General features: G+C 59.5%; 16 protein-coding genes and 1 tRNA gene. 10 read left to right on the top strand and 7 right to left on the bottom strand.

Annotated elements, in window-relative coordinates:
* Nucleotides 1-6: 6 nt before the first annotated feature.
* From rpoC to RAE19_RS07085, 8 genes are all read left to right on the top strand, one after another.
* A complete protein-coding gene (gene rpoC / locus RAE19_RS07120; RefSeq protein WP_313874237.1) occupies nucleotides 7-4,233 on the top strand; it encodes a DNA-directed RNA polymerase subunit beta' in 4,227 nt (1,408 codons plus the stop codon).
* Between the two features lie 87 nt (nucleotides 4,234-4,320).
* A complete protein-coding gene (locus RAE19_RS07115) occupies nucleotides 4,321-4,869 on the top strand; it encodes a hypothetical protein (protein ID WP_313874236.1) in 549 nt (182 codons plus the stop codon).
* Nucleotides 4,866-6,191, top strand: a complete 1,326-nt coding sequence (gene rsmB, locus RAE19_RS07110) for a 16S rRNA (cytosine(967)-C(5))-methyltransferase RsmB (RefSeq protein WP_313874235.1) — start codon at nucleotides 4,866-4,868, stop codon at nucleotides 6,189-6,191. Before RAE19_RS07115 ends, rsmB begins: the two co-directional genes overlap by 4 nt.
* 25 nt (nucleotides 6,192-6,216) lie before the next feature.
* On the top strand, nucleotides 6,217-6,780 hold the full coding sequence (locus RAE19_RS07105) for a DUF4390 domain-containing protein (protein WP_313874234.1): 564 nt from the start codon (nucleotides 6,217-6,219) through the stop codon (nucleotides 6,778-6,780).
* 59 nt (nucleotides 6,781-6,839) lie between these two features.
* Complete coding sequence (locus tag RAE19_RS07100) at nucleotides 6,840-9,068, top strand: sensor histidine kinase (protein WP_313874233.1); 2,229 nt, start codon at nucleotides 6,840-6,842, stop codon at nucleotides 9,066-9,068.
* 37 nt (nucleotides 9,069-9,105) lie between these two features.
* Nucleotides 9,106-9,777, top strand: coding sequence for a response regulator (locus RAE19_RS07095; RefSeq protein ID WP_313874232.1), 672 nt, complete (start codon nucleotides 9,106-9,108; stop codon nucleotides 9,775-9,777).
* 25 nt (nucleotides 9,778-9,802) lie between these two features.
* A tRNA-Phe gene (locus RAE19_RS07090) sits at nucleotides 9,803-9,878 on the top strand.
* 224 nt (nucleotides 9,879-10,102) lie between these two features.
* Nucleotides 10,103-10,681, top strand: coding sequence for a hypothetical protein (locus RAE19_RS07085; protein ID WP_313874231.1), 579 nt, complete (start codon nucleotides 10,103-10,105; stop codon nucleotides 10,679-10,681).
* Between the two features lie 6 nt (nucleotides 10,682-10,687).
* Here the strand turns inward: RAE19_RS07085 and RAE19_RS07080 are convergent, their stop codons facing one another.
* Complete coding sequence (locus RAE19_RS07080) at nucleotides 10,688-11,707, bottom strand: phospholipase A (RefSeq protein ID WP_313874230.1); 1,020 nt, start codon at nucleotides 11,705-11,707, stop codon at nucleotides 10,688-10,690.
* The gene (locus RAE19_RS07075; protein ID WP_313874229.1) at nucleotides 11,704-13,845 is read right to left on the bottom strand and encodes an ATP-dependent helicase; all 2,142 of its coding nucleotides are present in this window, start codon (nucleotides 13,843-13,845) and stop codon (nucleotides 11,704-11,706) included. The genes RAE19_RS07080 and RAE19_RS07075 overlap by 4 nt, the downstream gene beginning before the upstream one ends.
* Before the next feature lie 106 nt (nucleotides 13,846-13,951).
* Between RAE19_RS07075 and RAE19_RS07070 the strand changes: the two genes are divergently transcribed.
* Both RAE19_RS07070 and RAE19_RS07065 read left to right on the top strand, forming a co-directional pair.
* Complete coding sequence (locus tag RAE19_RS07070) at nucleotides 13,952-14,932, top strand: AEC family transporter (RefSeq protein ID WP_313874228.1); 981 nt, start codon at nucleotides 13,952-13,954, stop codon at nucleotides 14,930-14,932.
* A 143-nt stretch (nucleotides 14,933-15,075) separates the two neighbouring features.
* A complete protein-coding gene (locus RAE19_RS07065; protein WP_313874227.1) occupies nucleotides 15,076-15,417 on the top strand; it encodes a hypothetical protein in 342 nt (113 codons plus the stop codon).
* Between the two features lie 17 nt (nucleotides 15,418-15,434).
* Here the strand turns inward: RAE19_RS07065 and RAE19_RS07060 are convergent, their stop codons facing one another.
* The 5 genes from RAE19_RS07060 to RAE19_RS07040 form a co-directional block, all read right to left on the bottom strand.
* Nucleotides 15,435-15,812, bottom strand: a complete 378-nt coding sequence (locus RAE19_RS07060) for a hypothetical protein (protein WP_313874226.1) — start codon at nucleotides 15,810-15,812, stop codon at nucleotides 15,435-15,437.
* Nucleotides 15,813-16,241: 429 nt separating this feature from the next.
* Nucleotides 16,242-18,380, bottom strand: a complete 2,139-nt coding sequence (gene priA, locus RAE19_RS07055; protein ID WP_313874225.1) for a replication restart helicase PriA — start codon at nucleotides 18,378-18,380, stop codon at nucleotides 16,242-16,244.
* Between the two features lie 372 nt (nucleotides 18,381-18,752).
* Nucleotides 18,753-19,916, bottom strand: a complete 1,164-nt coding sequence (gene hemE, locus RAE19_RS07050) for a uroporphyrinogen decarboxylase (protein ID WP_313874224.1) — start codon at nucleotides 19,914-19,916, stop codon at nucleotides 18,753-18,755.
* 105 nt (nucleotides 19,917-20,021) lie between these two features.
* Nucleotides 20,022-20,438, bottom strand: coding sequence for a CoA-binding protein (locus RAE19_RS07045; protein WP_313874223.1), 417 nt, complete (start codon nucleotides 20,436-20,438; stop codon nucleotides 20,022-20,024).
* Nucleotides 20,439-20,469: 31 nt separating this feature from the next.
* A complete protein-coding gene (locus tag RAE19_RS07040; RefSeq protein WP_313874222.1) occupies nucleotides 20,470-22,734 on the bottom strand; it encodes a protein-disulfide reductase DsbD family protein in 2,265 nt (754 codons plus the stop codon).
* Nucleotides 22,735-22,775 lie beyond the last annotated feature (41 nt).

Genomic DNA, 22,775 nt, shown 5'->3' with positions numbered 1-22,775 from the left:
AGTCACATGAAATCTTTACTCGACCTGTTCAAGCAGTTCACGCCCGATGAGCATTTTGATGCCATCAAGATCGGCATGGCGTCGCCTGAAAAGATCCGTTCCTGGTCTTTCGGCGAAGTTAAAAAACCTGAAACCATCAACTACCGCACTTTCAAGCCTGAGCGTGACGGTCTGTTTTGCGCCAAGATTTTCGGACCCATCAAAGACTATGAATGCTTGTGCGGTAAATACAAGCGCCTGAAGCACCGCGGTGTGATCTGCGAAAAATGCGGCGTTGAAGTCACACAGACCAAAGTGCGTCGTGAACGCATGGGTCACATTGACTTGGCGGCTCCTTGCGCACACATCTGGTTCTTGAAGTCTTTGCCTAGCCGTTTGGGCTTGGTGCTGGACATGACTTTGCGTGACATCGAGCGCGTGTTGTACTTTGAAGCATACGTGGTGACCGACCCCGGCATGACCCCGCTGAAGAAATACAGCATCATGTCTGAGGACGATTACGACGCAAAATTCCAAGAGTATGGCGATGAATTCATTGCCAAAATGGGCGCCGAGGGCATCAAGGACTTGCTGGAAAGCATCGACATCGACGGTTCCATCGAGAAGCTGCGCAACGACCTGACCGGCTCTGAGCTGAAGATCAAGAAGAACGCCAAGCGCCTCAAAGTGCTGGAAGCCTTCAAGAAGTCCGGCATCAAGCCTGAGTGGATGGTGTTGGACGTGTTGCCAGTTCTGCCACCGGACTTGCGTCCCTTGGTTCCCTTGGACGGCGGCCGCTTTGCGACCTCCGACTTGAACGACCTGTATCGCCGCGTGATCAACCGCAACAGCCGTCTGCGCCGTTTGCTGGAGTTGAAGGCCCCTGAAATCATTGCCCGCAACGAAAAGCGGATGCTGCAAGAAGCCGTGGACAGCTTGCTGGACAACGGCCGTCGCGGCAAGGCTATGACTGGCGCCAACAAGCGCGCCTTGAAGTCCTTGGCCGACATGATCAAGGGCAAGAGCGGCCGTTTCCGCCAGAACTTGCTGGGCAAGCGCGTGGATTACTCCGGTCGTTCCGTGATTACCGTGGGCCCAACGCTCAAACTGCACCAGTGCGGTCTGCCTAAGCTGATGGCCTTGGAATTGTTCAAGCCATTCATCTTCGCGCGCCTGGAAGCCATGGGCATTGCGACCACCATCAAGGCTGCCAAGAAAGAAGTTGAATCCGGCACCCCCGTGGTGTGGGACATTCTGGAAGAGGTCATCAAAGAGCACCCCGTGATGCTGAACCGTGCGCCAACGCTGCACCGTTTGGGTATCCAAGCTTTTGAGCCTATTCTGATTGAAGGCAAGGCTATCCAGTTGCACCCTCTCGTTTGCGCGGCCTTCAACGCCGACTTCGACGGTGACCAAATGGCTGTGCACGTACCGCTGTCGGTGGAAGCGCAGATGGAAGCCCGCACCTTGATGCTGGCCTCCAACAACGTGCTGTTCCCTGCCAACGGCGAACCTTCCATCGTTCCTTCGCAAGACGTGGTGTTGGGCTTGTACTACACCACCCGTGACCGTATCAACGGCAAGGGTGAGGGTCTGGTGTTTGCGGATACCGGTGAAGTCCAGCGCGCTTTCGACGCGGGCCAAGTGGAACTGAACGCACGTATCAACGTTCGTTTGACCGAATGGACCAAGAACAAGGAAACTGGCGAATTCGTGCCTGAAACTAAGCTGTGGGAAACCACCGCAGGTCGCGCCTTGTTGTCTGAAATCCTGCCCAAGGGACTGCCTTTCGCCAACATCAACAAAGCGTTGAAGAAGAAGGAAATTTCCAAGCTCATCAACGTGTCCTTCCGCAAGTGCGGACTGAAGGAAACCGTGGTGTTTGCCGACAAGCTGCTGCAAAGCGGTTTCCGTTTGGCAACGAAGGCAGGTATTTCTATCTGTATCGACGACATGTTGGTGCCACAGGAAAAGCACGACATCATCGGTCGCGCCCAGAAGGAAGTAAAAGAGATCGAACAGCAGTATGTGTCCGGTCTGGTGACTTCCGGTGAGCGCTACAACAAGGTGGTGGATATCTGGGGCAAGTCGGGTGACGAAGTGTCCAAGGTGATGATGGCCAAGTTGTCCAAGGAATTGGTCACCGATCGCCATGGCAACCAGGTACAACAGGAATCCTTCAACTCCATCTACATGATGGCCGACTCCGGTGCCCGCGGCTCTGCTGCCCAGATCCGTCAGGTGGCCGGTATGCGGGGTCTGATGGCCAAGCCTGATGGCTCCATTATTGAAACGCCTATTACCGCGAACTTCCGCGAAGGTCTGAACGTGTTGGAGTACTTCATCTCCACCCACGGTGCCCGTAAGGGTCTGGCCGATACCGCGTTGAAGACAGCGAACTCCGGTTACCTGACACGTCGTTTGGTCGATGTGACCCAGGATCTGGTTGTGACCGAGCAAGACTGCGGCACACACGGTGGGTACCTGATGCGCGCCATTGTTGAAGGCGGTGAAGTGATTGAATCCCTGCGCGATCGTATTCTCGGTCGTACCGCTGCGGATGATGTCTTGCACCCTGAAACACGTGGCGTGCTGTTGCCCGCGGGCTCCATGCTGGACGAAGACGAAATCGAAATGCTGGAAGCTGCTGGCGTCGACGAAGTCAAGGTCCGCACCGCTCTTACATGTGAAACCCGCTTTGGTATCTGTGCCAAGTGCTATGGACGTGACTTGGGTCGCGGTGGTTTGATCAACGGTGGCGAAGCGGTCGGCGTGATTGCAGCGCAGTCCATTGGTGAACCCGGTACTCAGCTGACCATGCGTACCTTCCACATCGGTGGTGCGGCATCCCGTGCGGCGATCGCCTCTAGCGTCGAAGCCAAATCTAACGGCAACATCGGCTTCAATGCAACGATGCGCTATGTGACCAACAGCAAGGGCGAGTTGGTGGTGATTGCTCGTTCCGGCGAAATCATCATTCACGATGAGCATGGCCGCGAGCGCGAACGCCACAAGGTTCCTTATGGTGCCGTGTTGACTGTCAAGGTAGATCAATCCATCAAGGCTGGCGCAATTCTGGCGAACTGGGATCCTTTGACACGCCCCATCATTACCGAGTTCGCGGGTAAGGCTCATTTCGAAAACGTCGAAGAAGGCCTGACCGTTGCAAAGCAGGTGGATGAGGTAACAGGCTTGTCGACTTTGGTGGTTATCGACCCCAAGCGCCGGGGCGCTGCCAAGGTAGTGCGTCCACAAGTGAAGCTGATCGATGCATCGGGTCACGAAGTGAAGATTCCCGGAACCGACCACTCCGTGACTATCGGTTTCCCTGTGGGATCATTGGTTCAGGTGCGTGACGGTCAGGACGTGGGCCCCGGCGAAGTGCTGGCCCGTATTCCTATCGAAGGTCAAAAGACCCGCGACATTACCGGTGGTCTGCCACGCGTGGCCGAACTGTTTGAAGCTCGTTCACCGAAAGACAAGGGTGTCTTGGCTGAAGTGACCGGTACCGTGTCTTTCGGTAAAGAAACCAAAGGCAAGGTTCGTTTGCAAATCACTGATCCAGAAGGCAAGGTCTGGGAAGAGCTCGTGCCCAAGGAAAAGAACATCTTGGTGCACGAAGGCCAGGTGGTCAACAAGGGTGAGTCGGTGGTGGACGGCCCAGCCGATCCGCAAGACATTCTGCGCTTGTTGGGCTCGGAAGAGTTGGCGCGTTACATCGTGGACGAAGTGCAAGACGTTTACCGTTTGCAAGGCGTGAAGATCAACGACAAGCACATCGAAGTGATTGTTCGTCAGATGTTGCGTCGTGTCGTCGTGGAAAACGCTGGCGATTCCGGCTACATCAATGGTGAGCAGGTGGAACGCTCTGAAATGCTCAACACCAACGACGCTTTGCGTGGCGAGGGCAAAATCCCTGCGACCTTCACCAACTTGCTTTTGGGTATTACCAAGGCATCGTTGTCGACAGACAGTTTCATTTCTGCGGCTTCGTTCCAGGAAACTACCCGTGTGTTGACCGAAGCTGCCATCATGGGCAAGCGCGACGAGCTGCGCGGACTGAAGGAAAACGTGATCGTCGGTCGCTTGATTCCTGCTGGTACTGGCTTGGCTTATCACGAAGCACGTAAAGTCCGTGAGTCCATGGATGATGCTGAACGGCGTGCTATTGCCGAAGCTGAGGCCGCTGAACTGGCTGGTACCGCTGACTTGGCAGAGGACGTGGCTGGTGCGGACGATACCTCTGCTGAGTAATCTGCGCTTCTGAATAAAAACGCCCCAGGTTGCACGCAACTTGGGGCGTTTTTTTTGTTGAGTTGCAAATAGAGAACGAGGCTCGAAATGGGACAGACGCTTTATGTGTGGTTGCTATGTGCCTGCCTGTTGTTTTGGTTAATGGGCGTACACAATCGATTGATGCGGCTCCGTGCGCGGGCACTCGCGATACTGAGCGCTCTCGAGAAGCAAGTCTCGTCAGGGATAGTGCCCTTACAACATCGCTTGGTTGCAAGTCCTGCGGATACGTCAAACAACGCATCAGACGAATACCGTGCGGAATGGCTACAAGCGCTGCGACTCATGGAGGAGGTCTGGGCTGCTCCCCGAAGAGATCGTCTGGATATAGATGTCCAGCAGCAGCGAACAGAGAGCTGGGCGAAGTTGATGACAGCATGGAGCGCTTGGGTTTCTGCCCCTCCTGATTTGGCAGGGCCTTGTGTTCCCGATTCATTTCGCCTCGAGTGGGAGGCAAGTACAGCGAAAGTTATCGTAATTTCAGATGCCTTGAACGCGATATTGAAAGACTACAACGAGGGCGTCAGTGAGCCGCCTGCTTGTTGGGTTGCACATTTTTTCGGATTCAAGGTCAGTGCATTAATAGGGATCAAATGAGTGAGATACAAAGGTCGCCCGAGCTGTGGCGTCAATTGAAGGCGACTGTAGATGTCCTTTTGCAGGTATCTAACGGTCAATCCGGTAGTGCTGCCATGGACGTTGTGCCGCCTCACTTGCGTGGAGCGGTTCAAGCATTGGCTTTTCATGCGTGGCGGAATCAAGGCAGATCGACGGCGATTCGCTCGCTCCTCGCAAAAAAGCCACCAGCCCCACACGCTGACGCATTGTTGTGTCTCGCGTTGGGCCTCCTATCGAACGATGCAGATGCCAGTTACGACGCTTTCACTTTGGTGAATCAAACGGTAGAGGCTGCCAAGCAATGCCCACGTACCCGATCCCAGGCAAATTTCATCAACGCATGCTTGCGTCGGTATTTGAGAGAGGCTCCCCAGCTTCTTGCAGAGGCAGATAGGCGCTTGGAGGCCCGTTGGAATCATCCCCTTTGGTGGATCAAAAAAGTACAGCAGGATCATCCTGACCGTTGGGAAGCGGTGCTGACGGCAGCTAATCGCCATCCCCCAATGACGTTGCGCGTGAACCTCCGCAAGGTGACAAGCGCGCAATACGCACTATCACTGCAAACAGCCGGTATTGAGGTCAGCAACGCCTACGGCTCAGGCATAGAACTGGCGAAACCAGTCGCGGTAACCCAGCTCCCCGGTTTTCAAGAGGGGTGGGTCTCCGTGCAGGACGGTGCCGCCCAAGTTGCTGCGACACTTTTGCTTGAGGCGGCTACTCCTCAAGAACGGCCACGCATCTTGGACGCATGTGCTGCGCCAGGCGGAAAAACTGCTCACCTTTTAGAGCTCGTCGAGGCGGATGTCCTTGCGTTGGAAATTGACCCCACCCGGGCGCAACGAATCGAGCAAACTTTGAAACGCTTGGGCCTGACTGCGACGGTGCTCTGCGCCGATGCCGCTGAACCTGCCACCTGGTGGGATGGCCGTCCTTTTGATTACATTTTGCTGGATGCCCCCTGTACCGCTTCGGGTATTGTTCGGCGGCATCCCGACATACGTTGGCTGCGCCGCCCCACAGATGTGGTTCAGCTTGCCGCAGAGCAGCGGCGGATCCTCAAGGGTCTATGGCCCTTGGTGAAAGAGGGTGGGCGCTTGCTGTACTGCACCTGCTCCATTTTTCGGGCTGAGGGGGATGAACAGGTCAAAGCGTTTCTAGATAACAACAAGGACGCTCGCCTTCTTCAGTCTCCCGGCCATTTAATTCCCGCTGCAGTGCCCACTTCGTCCGTCATGGCCGACAATCAAATCGGTGACCATGACGGCTTCTTCTATGCACTGTTCGAAAAGACGAGGGTTTGAAAAGCTCCTGCACAGGCTGTGCGCGTTGCTGTTTGTCTCCGCGCTGTGGCCTTGCTTTGCACAAACGCAAGTGGAAGTCACCCAGTTCGAGGTGGAGCGCTATGCCGAAGAAGTTGTACTCAACGCACAAGTGCAATTCGAGCTTTCGTCCTCGGTAGAGGATGCCCTGCTGCGGGGCATCCCCGTGTATTTTCGGGCGGAAGCCGAAGTGCTTAGAGAACGCTGGTACTGGTATGACAAGTCGCTCTCCGCAGTCTCCAGGCACTACAAGCTCGCTTATCAGCCGCTGACCAGGCGGTGGCGTGTGAGCGTCAGTGCAGGTCCCTCCAGCGCAGCCGGTCAGGGTTTGGCACTGAGTCAGTCCTATGACACCTTGGCTGCTGCGATGTCGTCTGTGAAAAAAATCAGTCGCTGGCGAGTAGCCGGGCCCGGTGAGTTGGAGCCGACCGGGCGTTATCGCTTAGATTTCCGGTTCAACTTGGATGTAAGCCAATTGCCACGCCCCTTCCAAATCGGGCTATTGGGGCAAACGGACTGGGACATCAACATCCTCCGCTCGCAGCCCCTTTTGCCGGAGTTCAGCAAGTGAGCGACATGGCCCACGCTGAAAGGGCTGATCCGACGAAAGTCCAGCACACATCGCGCCCGATGCGCCGCGCAATTGCGATTGGCTCCACGGTCATGGTGCTGATCGGCCTTACTTTGCTGTATCTCCTGACGCAGGCCACTAACAATCGTGAACTCTACGAAAGCAGCTACCAAACGCTCTTCATGGTGAATGTGGTGGTTGCGAGCCTGTTGGTAGGCGCAATTGCATGGGTGAGTTACCGGCTTGTCACGCGACTTCGGCAAGGGCGATTCGGGAGCAAGCTGCTCCTGAAGTTAGCCACGATTTTCGCTCTGGTGGGTGTAGCCCCCGGGCTGTTGATCTATGTCGTCTCTTACCAATTTGTATCGCGTTCCATCGAAACCTGGTTTGACGTCAAAGTCGAAGGTGCGCTCGAAGCGGGTTTGAATTTGGGGCGGGTCACGTTAGATACGCTGACCGTCGACCTTGCCGGCAAATCCAAAGCGGCTGCCGGTCTACTGGCTGAAAGTCCGGAGGGGGCTTCTGGTCTGATCGCAGAGAAGTTGCTGGACCAACTGGGTGCGACCGACATCACGATCTGGAGTGGCTCAGGTGCGTTGATCGTGAGCACCGGTCAATCCAAGTTTCAACTGAGCCCGGATAAACCAACCAATAGCCAGTTTCGAAGTGCGAGACAGCAGAGATCATTGGCATGGGTAGAGGGCTTGGATGATGTGGCGATGGATGGTTTGACAACCGCCCGGATAAAAGCCTTGGTGCCCATATCAAACCCGAACCTCGGCTTGGCATCCGAAGCGCGCTACATGTTGGTCACAAAAGCACTCCCCACAAGCCTCGTCGGCAATGCTTTGGCTGTTGACCGTGCAAACCGCGAGTACCAAGAACGTGCGTTGGGCCGGGAAGGGTTGAAGCGCATGTACATCGGAACACTCACCTTGAGCTTGTTTTTGGCGGTATTCGCTGCAATTTTGCTGGCAGTTGTGCTGGGAAACCAAATCGCACGCCCCTTGTTGCTGCTGACAGAAGGCGTGAATCAGGTGGCGGCAGGCGACTTGACGCCCAAACTGGCTTTGCAGGGGCGCGACGAGCTGGGCGGGCTCACGCGCGCGTTTGCGTCCATGACGCAGCAGCTCTCTGATGCGCGGCAGGCTGTCGAAGTCAGTATGTCGCAGGTGAATTCGGCCCGTGCCCACCTGCAAACGATCCTCGATAACCTCACGTCAGGCGTGATTGTGTTGGACCCAACCGGCGCCATCGTGAGCTCCAACCCGGGCGCCTCGCGTATTCTGAAGAAAGACTTGGTGCAGTTTGAAGGGCAGCTGCTATCCGAAATCCAAGGTCTGGAACTGTTTGGCGCTGGGGCGAAAAAGCAGTTCGATATTTTGGTTGAAGGCAATCAGGACCAAGCCATAGACCATTGGCAGCAGCCGTTTGAGTTGTCGGGTTCGGTATCCACCGTCAATAGCCCCTTCGAGGGACCCGTAACCCTTGTAGCGCGGGGGGCGGAGCTTCCTTCGCATCATCAGTTATTGGTATTTGATGACATTACGGAAATCGTGTCGGCCCAGCGCGCGCAAGCGTGGGGCGAGGTCGCCCGTCGTTTGGCACATGAAATCAAAAACCCCTTAACGCCGATTCAACTCTCCGCCGAGCGTCTAGAAAAAAAACTGACCGGCAAGTTAGAGGCGGTTGAGAATGCAATTCTGATCAAGTCCGTCAAAACTATCGTGGATCAGGTCGACTCGATGAAGCGCTTGGTCAACGAGTTTCGTGACTACGCCCGCCTGCCTGCAGCCGAACTAAAGCCCCTGATGCTCAACAGCCTCGTGAAAAACGTGCTCCACCTGTATGACTTGGAAAACACCAAAGTACCCGTAGTCCTGGAGTTGGACCCCGAATGTCCTCCCGTTTTGGGCGACGCCGAACAGTTGCGACAGGTCATTCATAACCTGTTGCAAAACGCCCAGGACGCATGCCTGTCTGCAACCACTACGCATGACACCGTGCGCACCGTGACCATTCGCACCCAGTGGCAATCCGCCAACCGCAGGGTCCGGTTGTCAATCCGGGACCAGGGCGACGGATTCTCCGAGAACATTTTGAAAAGGGCGTTTGAGCCCTATGTCACCACCAAAACCCGAGGAACTGGCCTGGGACTTGCTGTGGTGAAGAAGATTTCTGATGAGCATGGCTCGCGGATTGACATAGGCAACATACAAAAAGATGGCGTCATCTTGGGTGCGCAAGTGTCGTTATCATTGGCTATTGCACCCGACGCAGCGGCCTGAACGCTAAACGGGTTTCACAAGGGACAGCGCAAGCAATATGGCGAATATTTTGGTGGTGGATGACGAGCACGGCATCCGTGAGCTTCTTTCCGAAATCCTTAATGATGAAGGACATACGGTAGAGCTCGCCGAAAACGCAGCGCAAGCCCGCGCAGCCCGCCTGCGGGAGCGCCCGGACCTTGTCTTGCTGGATATCTGGATGCCTGACACCGACGGCGTCACCCTGTTGAAGGAGTGGGCTTCCACTGGTGCCCTCACCATGCCGGTGATCATGATGAGCGGCCACGCGACCATCGACACTGCGGTCGAGGCCACAAAAATAGGAGCACTCGCGTTCCTCGAGAAGCCCGTCACACTTCAAAAGCTCTTGAAAGCGGTCGAGCAAGGGCTCACGCGTGGTGCGGTGCGCAAGGCGGCGCCATCACCCGTCGAATACAGCGCATTGCCAGAACCCATCGCTGTCGATTCCCTCGCGGTGGTGAGTCTTGTTGAAACAGGTCCACAAGCGCATCAAGATTTCGAATTAGACAAGCCATTGCGGGAAGCTCGCGATGAGTTTGAAAAGGCCTACTTTGAATACCATTTGGTCAAAGAAAATGGCTCCATGACGCGGGTCGCCGAGCGGACCGGGCTGGAAAGAACCCATCTCTACCGCAAGCTGAAACAACTCGGAGTTGATCTTTCTCGCGGCAAACGAAATAACGTCTAAATTTAATGCTAGAATTCAAGGCTTAGGCCCGGTAGCTCAGTCGGTAGAGCAGAGGATTGAAAATCCTTGTGTCGGTGGTTCGATTCCGCCCCAGGCCACCAGATATAAAGCGGCATTTCTTTCAAAGAGATGCCGCTTTTTCTTTGCCGGTACTTGTTACTTTTCTGGATTTGCCACTAGTCCCTATGGGCACTTGTCTTGAGGCAACGAAGGGTTTAACCTTTAGATGCTGTGTGAGTGGGTTCCAGCACGCGGCGGGAGTGGGGGAGCGATACAGGCAAAAAGCCGCGCTTCACAGATATAAAAAAACAATCTGGGGTATCACATGTTCAGCAAAATTTTCGGCAAAAGTGCGTCCGGAGGGGCCCAGCGATCTGAGGCCCAAGACTCCAGGGGGCTCGAAGTAGTTGAGGATGATCCTGAAACTTCCTGGAGTTTGTGGGACAACGCCTTGGCTGCGCAGGATTCCCAACACAGCATGCTGGATGCAGCCGGCAATACGCGTCCGAACGGTAGCGCGGCGCAACACCGCATGCCCGGGCTCTATCCGGCCCATCGTGCTTTGGATTTTGATGATGCCCCCACCCGCCCGATGGGGCTGGATGAGAAAGAGCCTGAAGTGCTGGCTGCAGAGGCCCTAGAGCGGGTTGAACTGCACCACCACCGGATTGCCCAAACGATCCGTACGCTGTGGGGCTACAAAGAGTGCAGTGCTTACATCAACCAACTCATCATGAGTGGTGGCGATGGCATGGGGAATGCACGCATCGGATTCAAGCCTGAAGCTGTCGAGGCCATGCTGCAACTGGCCGATTTGCACGATGTGCTGTTCGGCCCCGCAGAGCCCCCCTCTGATTCAGGGTTTGCGCCGTCGGTGCATTCCAGCTTGAGCGGGCTGCGCTGATAGCCCTTACCAATCCAGCAGGGTCAGCCCTACGCTCAGCACCGTGCGCTGGCGGTTGTAGTCCATCAAGGAGTCACCGTAGCCGGTAAACAGCTCGGTGTGCAAGCGAAGACTGCTCCGGTTGGAGTTCTCAGTCGCACTCCCGATTTTTTTGAACCAAGCGAAACGCAAAGATCCGCTATCGCTGGATTGCAGGGAATGGCGAACGGTCAGCGCCAAAGAGTTGTGTGGATCCACATTCCAGACGGCCGACACTTCCGCGCGACCAATGCGGTCCACGATATCGGGGTTGTCATCGCTGGCACTGTCCTCCGGAATGCGCTGCCATAGCGCGCCGGTGATCGAGATTTGGTTTCCGAACTCCAAGCCGGCCCGCCCGATGATCCGGTTCCAGCTCCGCGAAAGGGGCAAGCTTTGGCCATTGCTCTGGTGGTTCACTCCGATACCGCCGTAGCGCAAGCGCCAGCCGGAGGGCAGGGCGCTGGCGATCGGGAAAATGTAGATCAACTCGGGCTCATGGTCCGTTGCGCGGAAAGGGCGCGACAAATCCGCATTGAAAAGCTGCCAATACGACTGCTGGCTGTACGCAAACCACAACGAATCCAAGCGGTTGGGGTCGCCGCCCGTCAGCAGGCCCTGCGCCACTTTGGTCCGCACGGAGAGGTTGATACGCGTTTCGGTCTTGGTGTAGGCCTGAAAGGTACCCGTGTGTCCGCTCGCCGGCGAGCTGGGTGCCGTATTGACGCTGTCGGAGCCGATGACTGCAAGACTCACAGGCCGATACCCTCTCAAGCCGAAGGTACCGCAGTCGCTGGCAGGCTCCAGCTCCCAGAAGCGCGATAGCGGCGTTGCAGAGGGGTTTTTGCAGCTCACCACCTCTAGGGGCACCGGGGTCTCGACAGGCGCCACAGACTCCACCAGCAAAGCGTCGGCCGTGGCGGGTTCAGGCTTTTTTTGCGCATGGCTAGCCGCTGAGAGAGCAGAGAGTACGAGCAGACCAACAGCGAGGTGTTTGCGATTCTTCATGGTTTTTCGGCCGCACTGGCGGCTGTAGCAAGGGCTTTGGCGGCGAACTCTGCGCGCAGGGCGCGCAGTTTTTCGCGCGGGTCTTCTTTCGCGGTCGCAGAGTCCAGTGCCATCTCGGCAATAAACCGGCTGGGCAAGGCGGCGACCATCTCCCGGCCTTTCTTGCGGCGGCGGGTCCAGCTCACCGCCAAACTGCGCTGCGCGCGGGTAATGCCCACGTACATCAAGCGGCGCTCTTCCTGCAGGCGGGCGGCGATGTCTTCATTGGCAGACTCATGGTCCAGGCTAGAGCCACCCAAAGTGTCTGCGCCGTCCCCCAGCTTGAAGGGCAACATGCCTTCGGTCACACCGACCAGCATCACATGCGGCCACTCCAGGCCCTTGGAGGCATGCAGCGTGGAGAGCGTCACCACGTTCTGGTCTTTTTCCCGCTCGCTGATGGTCGAGAGCAGGGCGATGGTTTGCGAGACTTCGAGCAGATTTTTGATTTCCCGCGTGTTGGTCACGCCGGCCGCATCGTCAATCTGACCGCCGCAGCGCTGGGCCATCCATTCGCAGAACTCGATCACATTGCTCCACTTGGCAGACGCGGCGCCCTCACTGTCTTCCCCGTCGTAGAGGTGTTTCTCGTACCCGATTTCTTTGAGCCAATCCATGATGAACGCCAGTGCCGCCTCGGCGCCCTCGGTATGGCGCGCGCGGTATTCAAGGTCGTTGATATACCGGCCAAACTCATGCAGGCTGCCCAGTGCCTTGGCGCTCAGCACACTGGCGAGTGACGACGAAAACAGCGACTCAAACAGACTCAGCTTGTACTGGGTGGCAAACACCCCCAGGGTGCCCAAGGTGGTGTGGCCAATGCCGCGCTTGGGCGTAGTGACTGCCCGCAAAAACGCGGGGTCATCGTCGTTATTGCTCCATAGGCGGAACCAGGCGCACAGGTCGCGGATTTCGGCCCGGTCAAAAAAGCTCTGGCCGCCAGACACCTTGTACGGAATGCCCGCTTTGCGCAGCGCCTTTTCAAATGGCTTAGCCTGGTGGTTGGCCCGGTAGAGCACCGCAAAGTCGCGAAATTCTTTGTACTGCTTGCCCTGGGCGTCTGGGACGCCCCCACCAATCCCGTTCGCTCGGAGGCTCTGTATACGGGCAACGGCACGTTCGGCCTCGTGCTCTTCGTTGTCAGCGTCCACGACCCGCACCGGTTCGCCCTCGCCGAGTTCACTGAACAAGGTTTTCGGAAACAGCTTGGGGTTCGGGCCGATCACATTGTTGGCGGCCCGCAGGATGGCGCTGGTGGAGCGGTAGTTCTGCTCCAGCTTGATGACCTTGAGCGTGGGAAAGTCGACCGGCAACTTTTTCAGGTTGTCCAGCGTGGCGCCGCGCCAACCGTAGATGGACTGGTCGTCGTCGCCCACGGCGGTAAAGCGCGCTTTCTCCCCGACCAGGTACTTCAGCACCTCATATTGGGTGGCGTTGGTGTCCTGGTACTCATCCACCAGCACATGGCCCAACAGGTTTTGCCAGCGGGCACGTACTTCGGGGAAATCCCGCAGCAGCTTGAGCGGCAGACTGATCAAGTCGTCAAAGTCCACACTCTGGTAGGCCACCAAGCGTTCTTCATAGCGCGCCATGGCGGTGGCGATGATGCGCTCGTTGTCGTCCTCGGCGGCGGCAAGCGCCTGCTCGCTGTTCAGGCCTGCGCCTTTCCAGGCGCTGATGGTCCACTGCCACTGGCGGGCGGTAGCGGTGTCGATCGTGCCGCCCGCATCTTTGATGATGCTGGTCACATCGTCACTGTCCAGAATACTGAACTGGGGTTTCAGGCCCAGCACCGAGCCGTCTTCCCGCAGCATGCGCACGCCCAGCGCGTGAAAGGTGCACACCACCACATCCTTGGCTGCCTTGCCGATCAGGTGCTTGGCGCGCTCCCGCATTTCGGCGGCTGCTTTGTTGGTAAAGGTGATCGCCGCAATCCGGTTGGCTGGCATGCCCATTTGGATCAGACGGGCGATTTTGTGAGTGATCACCCGCGTTTTACCCGAGCCCGCACCTGCCAGCACCAGGCAGGGCCCGTGGAGGTAGTTCACCGCCTCTTGCTGGGCGGGGTTCATGCCGTGGTTGGCGGAAGGGGAGGACATGGATCGGGCAGGTGTAGCGTGCAAAGAGCGGGCCATCTTAACGGCTCGCCGCTACTCGCCCGCCCGGTGGCTGGGGTGCACCTGCATTTCCCCGACAATGGCCCCCATGCTGCAAATCCTGACAGTGACTTTCCCCTTTTTCGCTTTGGTGCTCTGCGGCTATCTGGCCGCCCGCCGGGGCATGCTGCCGCTGGCGGCCATCCCCGGGCTCAATGGCTTTGTGCTGTTTTTCGCGTTGCCGTGCATGCTCTACCGCTTCGGTGCGAGCACGCCCATCGGTGAACTGTTAGACGTGAGTCTCGCGCTCACGTATCTGCTGTGTGCGCTGGTGATGGTGGCCTTTGTGGTGGCGGTCACGCTGCACGGTCGCATCGGCTGGAATGACGCGGCCTTTGGCGCACTGGTGGGCGCCTTCCCCAACACCGGCTTCATGGGGGTGCCGCTGCTGGTTGCGCTCTTGGGGGCCAAGGCAGCGGGCCCTGCCATCGTCACGATTCTGGTGGACATGGTGATCACCTCGTCTTTGTGTATTGCGCTGTCGCGCCTTGGCGGTGACCCGGCGCAGGGCGGTGTGTCGGCGGGGCAGGCGGCCAAAAACGCGCTCAAGGGGGTCGCTGCCAATCCCATGCCTTGGTCCATCTTGCTCGGAGCCTTGTTTTCTGCGCTGCAGCTAGAGCTACCCAAGCCTGTTGCCGCTACTGTGGGTCTGCTGGCCGATGCGGCTTCGCCGGTCGCGCTGTTCACCATCGGCGCGGTGCTGGCCCGCTCGCAGATGCTGGCCAAGGACGACAAATCCCACGAAGTGCATTGGCAGGAATATGTGCCAGTGGCACTGATCAAGCTCTTTTTGCACCCCTTGCTGGTGCTGCTGGTCGGCGTGTCGGCAGTGAGCCTCGGGGTGCACATCGACAAATTTGCACTCACCGTGCTGGTGCTGCTGGCTGCACTCCCGAGTGCCAGCAATGTGTCGCTGCTGGCAGAGCGCTTCGGTGCGGACAATGGGCGCATTGCCCGCATCATTCTGGTTTCTACCGCAGCGGCTTTTTTCACTTTTTCGGGTGCTGTGGCGCTGATGGTAGGAATTTAGTTGCTATTGAATTGATAGCTGCTTGCGCATGTTCTATGGGCGCCAGAGGCTGAAAATATGCTGATCTGGAGCCGTCCGGGGCGAATCCTTGGAAATGCAGGTGGCTTTGCTCCGGCGCGCACAATAATCACATGGACACTCTGATGAATTTCGTATCCGCCATTTTCCGCACCGCACTCAAACTGGTGCTTATCGCTGCGGCCGCCGTCTTTGCCCTGAGCCTGATCGTGGTTGCGCTGCTGAGCGTCGTATGGGTGCTGCTCAAGGCCTTGCTGACCGGCCGCAAACCGGCGTTTGTGACCACCTTCCAGCGGTTCAATCAGGCGCGTCAGCAATTCAAGCGCGGTGGTTTTGGTGCTGCCGGCCCGTCAGCAGCGGGAGGCTTTGGATACGGTGCGCCTGCGGCGGATGTGGTCGATGTGCAAGCCCATGAGGTGCGCAACGACCAGGCCCTGTCTTATGGGCAGGATGCCGACAAGCGCTGAGTGTCTCGCGAGTCGGGCTAACTCCCGTCTTTGACAACAGCAGCGCGGATGACCTTCCCCTCTGGCCCTACGTCAACCCGCAAGTGGAAATGCTCCCACAGCATCCCACACTGACCTACGGGGTAAGTCCAACTGCCTGCTGAGGAGTTGCTGGGCACGCCGAGAAGTGAAATGAGTTCTGGGCCGGTTTTGCCGTTCAACAAGCGCTTGTCCACGAGTTCCATTGCCATTCTGCCCCGATAGCAGCCTGGATCGTTCTCTTGGTCGCTTGACGATGCTTCTAGCCAAAGTCGCTGGTTGAAAGACACCGCCTTGGCAGTTGGCAAGTTCAGATACCAGTACGAAAGTGCGGCTACCGATATTGACACGATCAGCGTGGCGGTGATTTTTTTCATGATCTCTATCCGAGTTTTCTTGCAAATAGCGAGTGCTAGGACCAGAAAATTCCCAGTAAACCGAGTGCATTGACTAGTCGGCTGGCTTGCCGCGATGACTTTGCGCTGTCACCGGTAATGGGCCAAAGCGCGGCTCGCTTCCATGCCCATCGGTAGCACGCCATGGCTATTGGCACACCGAGCCAACCCAAGAGCGTTACCTCGTTGATTGCACCGATCAAATAGAAGGTGCCCACAATAAACAGTGAAAACCAAAATATGCCCGAGCTGGAGCTTGCAATCACGTGGGATAGCTTGCCGCACAAGCTGCAGACCGCAGGGTGTTCACGGCTGGAGCGTCTCTTTGCTGACAAGGGCACGCCGGCGCCTTGGCAATGGGGGCAGGGTGTCATCGGGCGCGGAGCCTTTCAAGCAGAGCCAGGACTTGCTTCAAATCGCCAACGGATCCACATCAATCGCCCAGCGGATCAGCCCTTTGCACTCGGGCTGGCTGCGGGTGGCGTGGAGCACGCTTTGCCAGGCGGTCAGGAACTGCTGGAGCGTGGCGCGTGAGGGGCACTCGATAAGCATTTGGGCCCGCTCGATATTGGCCACCCGCTGGATGGCCATGGGCACGGCGGGGTAAAGGAAGACTTGTGCCAGCGCCTCGGCCCAGCCGTCCCACGCGGCCATTTCGGTTTGGGCGAAGGTGCGGGCGGCGTTCAAGAACGCCTGTGCAGCCTCCTGCGTCTTGGCCTCAGCGCGCACCAGCGCTTGGGCGCTGAAGGGCGGCATATTGGCTTGCTCGCGCTCTTTGAGCTGCTGCGCCGCGAAGGTGGGGTAGTCGTGCTTCTTGAGGGCGGCGTACAGGCCGTGTTCGGGCTGGAAGGTTTGCAGCCACACCTCGCTCTGCGCGCCCAGTGACGCATCGCGCCCCGCGCGACCTGCGGCCTGCATCAGCAAGCTGAACAAGCGCTCGGGCGCCCGGAAGTCGCTGCTGAACAAGGCGCCGTCCGGGTTCACCGCTGCGACCAGCGTGATGCGGCGGAAGTCGTGGCCCTTGGCAATCATTTGCGTGCCCACCAGCACATCCACGTCGCCCGCATGCACGGCGGCCAGTTGCTCTTCGAGCTGGCCTTTGAGTTTGGTGCTGTCGGCGTCGATGCGTGCAATACGCACATGTTCGCCGTCGGGGTTCTCGGGGGTGACGGAGCCATGGCGTCGCACATCCACCAGCAACTCGGCCAGGTGTTCCTCCAGCTGCTCGGTGCCGCGGCCGAAGGGGGCAATGTCCACATTGCCGCAGTCCGGGCAGGCGCGTGGCACCCGCTCGGTAAAGCCGCAGTGGTGGCAGCGCAGGGTGCGGTCGATTTTGTGGAACACGCGGAATGCGCTGCAGTGCGGGCATTCGCTCTTCCAGCCACAGTCTTCGCAGGTGAGCACCGGTGCGTAGCCGCGCCGGTTCAAAAACACCATGACTTGCTCGCCGCGCGCCACCCGCTCGGTGATGGCGGCAATCAGCGGTGTCGAGAAAATGGCGCGCCGGGGCTGGTGGTTCATGTCCACCCGGCGCACCAGCGGTAATCTGGAAGACTCTCCGATACGGCTTGGCATGTGCAGGCGCAGGTAGCGCCCGCCGTCAACGGCTGGGCGGCTGTGGTGCCAAGTCTCCAGCGAGGGCGTGGCCGAGCCGAGGACGACCTTGGCCCCCTCCAACTTGCCGCGGTACACCGCGAGGTCGCGCGCCGAGTAGCGGGCCCCTTCGCCGCTCTTGTAGCTGGGGTCGTGCTCTTCGTCGACCACGATGAGTCGCAGTTTGGGCAGACTGGCAAACACCGCCATCCGCGTACCCAGCACGATGCGGGCCGCCCCGCCATGGGCGCTGAGCCAGCTTTTGAGGCGCTGCGGGTTGGTCATGCCGCTGTGCAGGCTGACCACGGCCTGTTCGCCGTAGAGCGGGGCAAAGCGGGCCTTGAAGCGCTCTTCCAGCTGGGGGGTGAGGTTGATTTCCGGCACCATGACCAGCGCCTGGGCATCCGGGTCGGCTGCCAGCAACTTGTGCACGCAGTGCAAATACACCTCGGTTTTGCCGCTGCCGGTGGCGCCGAACAGCAAGAAGGGCCCGCTGTGGCTATCGATCTGGGCAATCGCCGCAGCTTGCTCGGGGCTGAGTGCCGGTGCTGCCAGCACCGCGCCGCCGGCACCCGCATCCACCTTTTTGCGCTTGAGGCGCCGCGCCACCTGCTCGGGGTTCAACTCGCGCAGCTGCGGGGGCAAGGCGGCCAGCGCCACTTCGCCGGCCGAGCGCTGGTAGTAGGCGGCGGTAAAGCTCAAGAGTTGCTGCCAGGCCCGACTCAAGGGCGGTATGCCCTCCAGCACACCGGCTATGTCACGCACCTTGGCGGGGTCGAACTCGCCGGTGGCCTCAGCAGTCGCTGCGTCCCACACCACACCCAGCGTCTCGCGCTTGCCCAAGGGCACCCGTACCAGGGTGCCGGCCGGCAACAGCTGTTCGCTGCGGTAGGTGAGCACGGGTCCGAGCGCCGCATGCGCCGGCGTGTGCACCAAAACGGGCAGCCAATGGCTCATGGGCAGGGTCCGGAGGTCGTCTGACTTCTCGTGATGCGGAATGTCACTTGGGGCGTCTTCTTGAGGTGAACTTGCGGAATGAGGGCTAAGTGCTTGATTTACAAGAGGTTTGCATTTGATTCAGGTTTTCTGTGGATAACTTTGTTGATATGTGCCTTGAGCCGCGCTTCAGGTCTTATAAATCAAGGGTTTTCTTACGCTGCCCAGAAAAAAAGCAAAAACAGAAATCTATATAAATCAAGCACTTAGGAGCGCTATCGGTTTTGTAGCGCTGCTCCTACCAAGGGGATTAAGGGTTAACCCTAAATCGCCATTTTTGTGCATAACTAAGTGTCGGAAACTTTGTTTTTTCAAAAAAAACGTGGTAGCCGATCAAGCGCGCAAGTTTTTGGAGTGGCTGTGTACCGCTGCCACCAGTGCCGCCACATGTTCCGGTGGGGTGTACTGGCTGATGCCGTGGCCCAGGTTGAAGATGTGCGTGGGGCCGGTGCCGCTGCCTTGATAGGGCGTGCCGAAACTGTTCAAGACTTTGGCCACTTCTGCCTCAATTGCAGCCGGTGGCGCAAACAAGACGTTGGGGTCGATGTTGCCCTGCAATGCCTTGCCGGGGCCGTTCTCACTGCCTCCCACCAAAGCACGGGCTTTGGCAAGGTTGACCGTCCAGTCGAGGCCCAGCACTTCGCAGTCCAGCGCCTGCATGTCTTGCAGCCACAAGCCGCCGCCTTTGGTAAACACAATGCGTGGCACCACTTTGCCGTCGGTGCCGAAGCGCTTGAGCTGCTTCAACACCCGTGCGGTGTAGGCCAGGCTGAACTCTTGGAAAGCGCCATCGGCCAGCACGCCGCCCCAGCTGTCAAACACCATGACCGCTTGGGCGCCGGCGTCGATCTGGGCATTCAGATAGGCGGCGACCGAGTCCGCGTTGATGGCCAGCATGCGGTGCATCAGGTCCGGGCGGCTGTACATCATGGTTTTGACCAGGCGGTAGTCGTCGCTGCCTTTGCCTTCGACCATGTAGCAGGCCAGTGTCCAAGGGCTGCCACTGAAGCCGATCAGGGGCACGCGGCCCTTGCCGTCTACGGTGAGCGCCTTGCGGATGCTGCTCACCGCATCAAACACGTATTGCAGCTTGGCCATGTCGGGCACTTCGAGCTTGGCCACATCGGCCTCGTTTTTGATGGGGCTGGCAAAGCGTGGGCCTTCGCCCTGGGCGAACGACAGGCCCAGGCCCATGGCGTCCGGCACTGTCAGGATGTCGCTGAACAAAATGGCCGCATCCAGCGGGTAGCGCTCCAGGGGTTGCAGGGTCACCTCGGTGGCGTATTCGCGGTTGGTGGCCAAGCCCATGAAGCTGCCGGCGGTAGCGCGGGTGGCCACGTATTCCGGCAGGTAGCGGCCGGCCTGGCGCATCAACCACACAGGGGTGTGAGGCGTAGCCTGGCGCATGCAGGCCTGCAGAAAAGTGGGGTTGTGCAGGCCGTCAAAGGTGGTGGCCTCGACTGCGAAAGGTGCGTTGGTGGGGTTGATGTCGGTCATGGACCGATTGTCGCAGTTCAAGCGCCTGCCGCTTTTGTCTTGCCTCAAGTCAAGACATCATTGCCCGTACCCCGACGGCTTGTCCTGTGGCCGCACGCAAGTGCCTCAATGGGCGGCGCGCGCGTGCTCTATCAGTAGGCACTTGTCCTGCACGGTCTGCATGCCGGCCGCCCGAGCGCGGGCCATGGCGTCGTCGTTGCGGATGCCGAGTTGCAGCCAGATCGCGGGGGCGCCGATGGCAATCGCCTCGTCCACCACCGGCGGCACATCCTCGCTGTTGCGGAATACGTTCACCATGGCAATCGTTTCATGCGCCGCGGCCTCGGTGAGGCTGGGGTAGGCCTTTTCGCCTAAGATCTCGGCGGCGTTCGGGTTGATCGGCACGATGCGCCAGCCATGCCGCTGCATGTAGGCCGCCACCTTGAAACTCTCGCGGTGCGGCTTGGGCGACAGGCCCACCACCGCCACGGTGCGGGGCGGGAACAGCAGCGAGTGAAGGATGTCGGTGTCGATGGAGGGCATGGTGGTCGGTCGGGCGAAGGTGTGTGGGCGCTTACAAGATGGCCAGGGTGCCGAGCACCTCGCCGGGCGTGAGCAACTCGGTCAGCACTTGGGGGCTGCGCCCCGGGGCGTACAGCACATAGACCGGCACGCCGCTGCGACCGAGTTGTTCTAGCGCGCGGGTGATGGCGGGGTCACGCCGGGTCCAGTCTGCCCGCAGCAGGGTGACTTGTTTGGCGGCAAAAGCGGCCTCCACCTCGGCTTGGCCCAAGGTGGTTTTCTTGTTCACCTGGCAGGTAATGCACCAGGCGGCCGTGAAATCCACAAACACCGGCTTGCCTTGCTGCAGCGCGGCTTGCACTGCGGCATCAGACCATGGCTGCCAGTTGGCACCTGCCGGTGCGGCACCGGTAGTGCGCGCGGTAGGCTCCTCCGCAGTTTTTAAGCCAAATTGCCATGTGGCGCTTATAGACAGTGCGCAAGCAGCTATAGAAATGATAGTAAATGCCACTTTGCCACGGCCGGTTTGCCGCCGCGCCCAGACCCCAAGGCCCACGCTCAAGAGCAGCAGCAGCAAGCTGGCAGCACCATCCACACCGGCCAGATGACCCAGCACCCACACCAGCCACACCACGGTAGCTGCCATGGGGAATGCCAGGAAATGCTTGAAAGTCTCCATCCAGGCACCGGGGCGCGGCAGCATCCGGCCTACCGCGGGCCACCAGCTCGCCAGCAGGTAAGGCAAGGCCATGCCGAAGCCCAGTGCCGCAAACAACACCAAAGACTGCGCCCCCGGCAAAGTAATGGCATAGCCCAGCGACGCGCCCATGAACGGCGCGGTGCACGGCGAGGCAATCGCCACCGCCAACACCCCCGACAAAAATGCCTCGGCCACCGGGGGCCGCAGTTGCAGTCCGGCCAAACGGTCGGGCACCACGCTGCCTATGTGCAGCCAACCGGCCAGGTTCATCGCCAGCAGGGTGAACAACAAGGCCAGCGCCACAATCACCGCGGGAGACTGCAGCTGAAAGCCCCAACCCAGCTGCTCGCCCCCGGCGCGCAGCGCCAGCAGCAAGCCACCCAGCGCCATGAAAGACAGCACCACACCGGCGGTGTAGGCCAAGCCCTGGGCGCGTTGCTGGCCACGGGGCTGGGCGCTTTGGCCGGCAAAGCCCAGCACCTTGAGCGCCAGCACCGGGAACACGCAGGGCATCAAATTCAAAATCAGCCCGCCCAGCAGGGCGCCCATCAGCATCCAGGCCCAGCCGCTTTGCGCGGCGGGCGGTGTAGCGTTGCCACGCGCATTGCTGTCCAGCGCGGCTTGCAGGGCTGGCGAGACGGTGGCCATCGCGGTCACCGGCGGCCAAGTGCCGTTCACAGGCACCTCGGCGCGCAGGCTCTCGGTGCCACCGGCGCTCAGCACCCACGCCAAGCGCGTGGGCGAGGTGTTGCGTTGGGCGGCGTAAGGCAGCCAGGCCCGCCAGGTGGTGCCATCCCAGCCTTGCTGGCGGAGCTGGAGTGCGCCTTGGTGCAAGCGGTCGGTGTTGGAGGGCAGGGCCGGGGTGTCGAGCAACTCGGCGGTTTCAGGCAGTGCCTGGAGGGCCCGGCCCACCCATGCAGCGGGCAGGCCGCTTGCCTGCAGGCGCAGGCCTTCGGGCTCAGCGGTCACTTCAAATTTGCCGGTGAAGGGCTGCGGCGCAGCGGCCCACGCCGCCTTGAAGAGCCCGGCGTGCAGCGCGGTGGAGCCTTGGGCCGGTATCCGCACACTGAAACGGCCCTCTTGGGGAATGCACTCTTCGCGGCACACCAGCCAGCTGGCCGCCAGCTGCACCTCGGCGCCCGGGGGTAGCCCGGTGGCCTTGAAGTCGCGGCTTACCTGCACGGGCACCGGCAGCAGCACCTCGCCCACGTAGCCCAGGTTGGCCAGGGTGCCGATGGCGATCTTTTGCGGGGCCGGCCAGGCAATCTCGCCGGCACTCAGGCCGGGCGGCAACGTCCACTGCAGCAGCGTGGGCAGGCCGGAGTCGCCAGGGTTTTTCCAATAGGTGTGCCAATGGGGCTGGTGTTGCAGCCGCAAGCCCAGCCACAGGGTGCTGCCAGGCGTGAGCCCGTCGGGCGCATGCACCAACAGCTCGGCGCTCACCTGTTCGGTGCGCACCGTGGCCCCCGCGGCTGCGCTCGCAGCGGGTCCGCCCAGAATGGGGCTGGTTGCAGGCCCCAATTGGGCATAAGCCCCCGAAAACAGTGCGCAAGCAGCTATAAAAAAGAGAGCGGCAGGCAGGCGGCGCACGCGGGCGCAAAAAGAGGAGTCGTTCATCTGCTGGTCAGAGCCACAAGGGCGGGCAATAGTTCCTCGCG

The sequence above is a fragment of the Rhodoferax potami genome (genome assembly GCF_032193805.1).
Taxonomy (GTDB): Bacteria; Pseudomonadota; Gammaproteobacteria; order Burkholderiales; family Burkholderiaceae_C; genus Allorhodoferax; species Allorhodoferax potami_A.
This window is presented reverse-complemented; position numbering and strand designations above follow the sequence as displayed.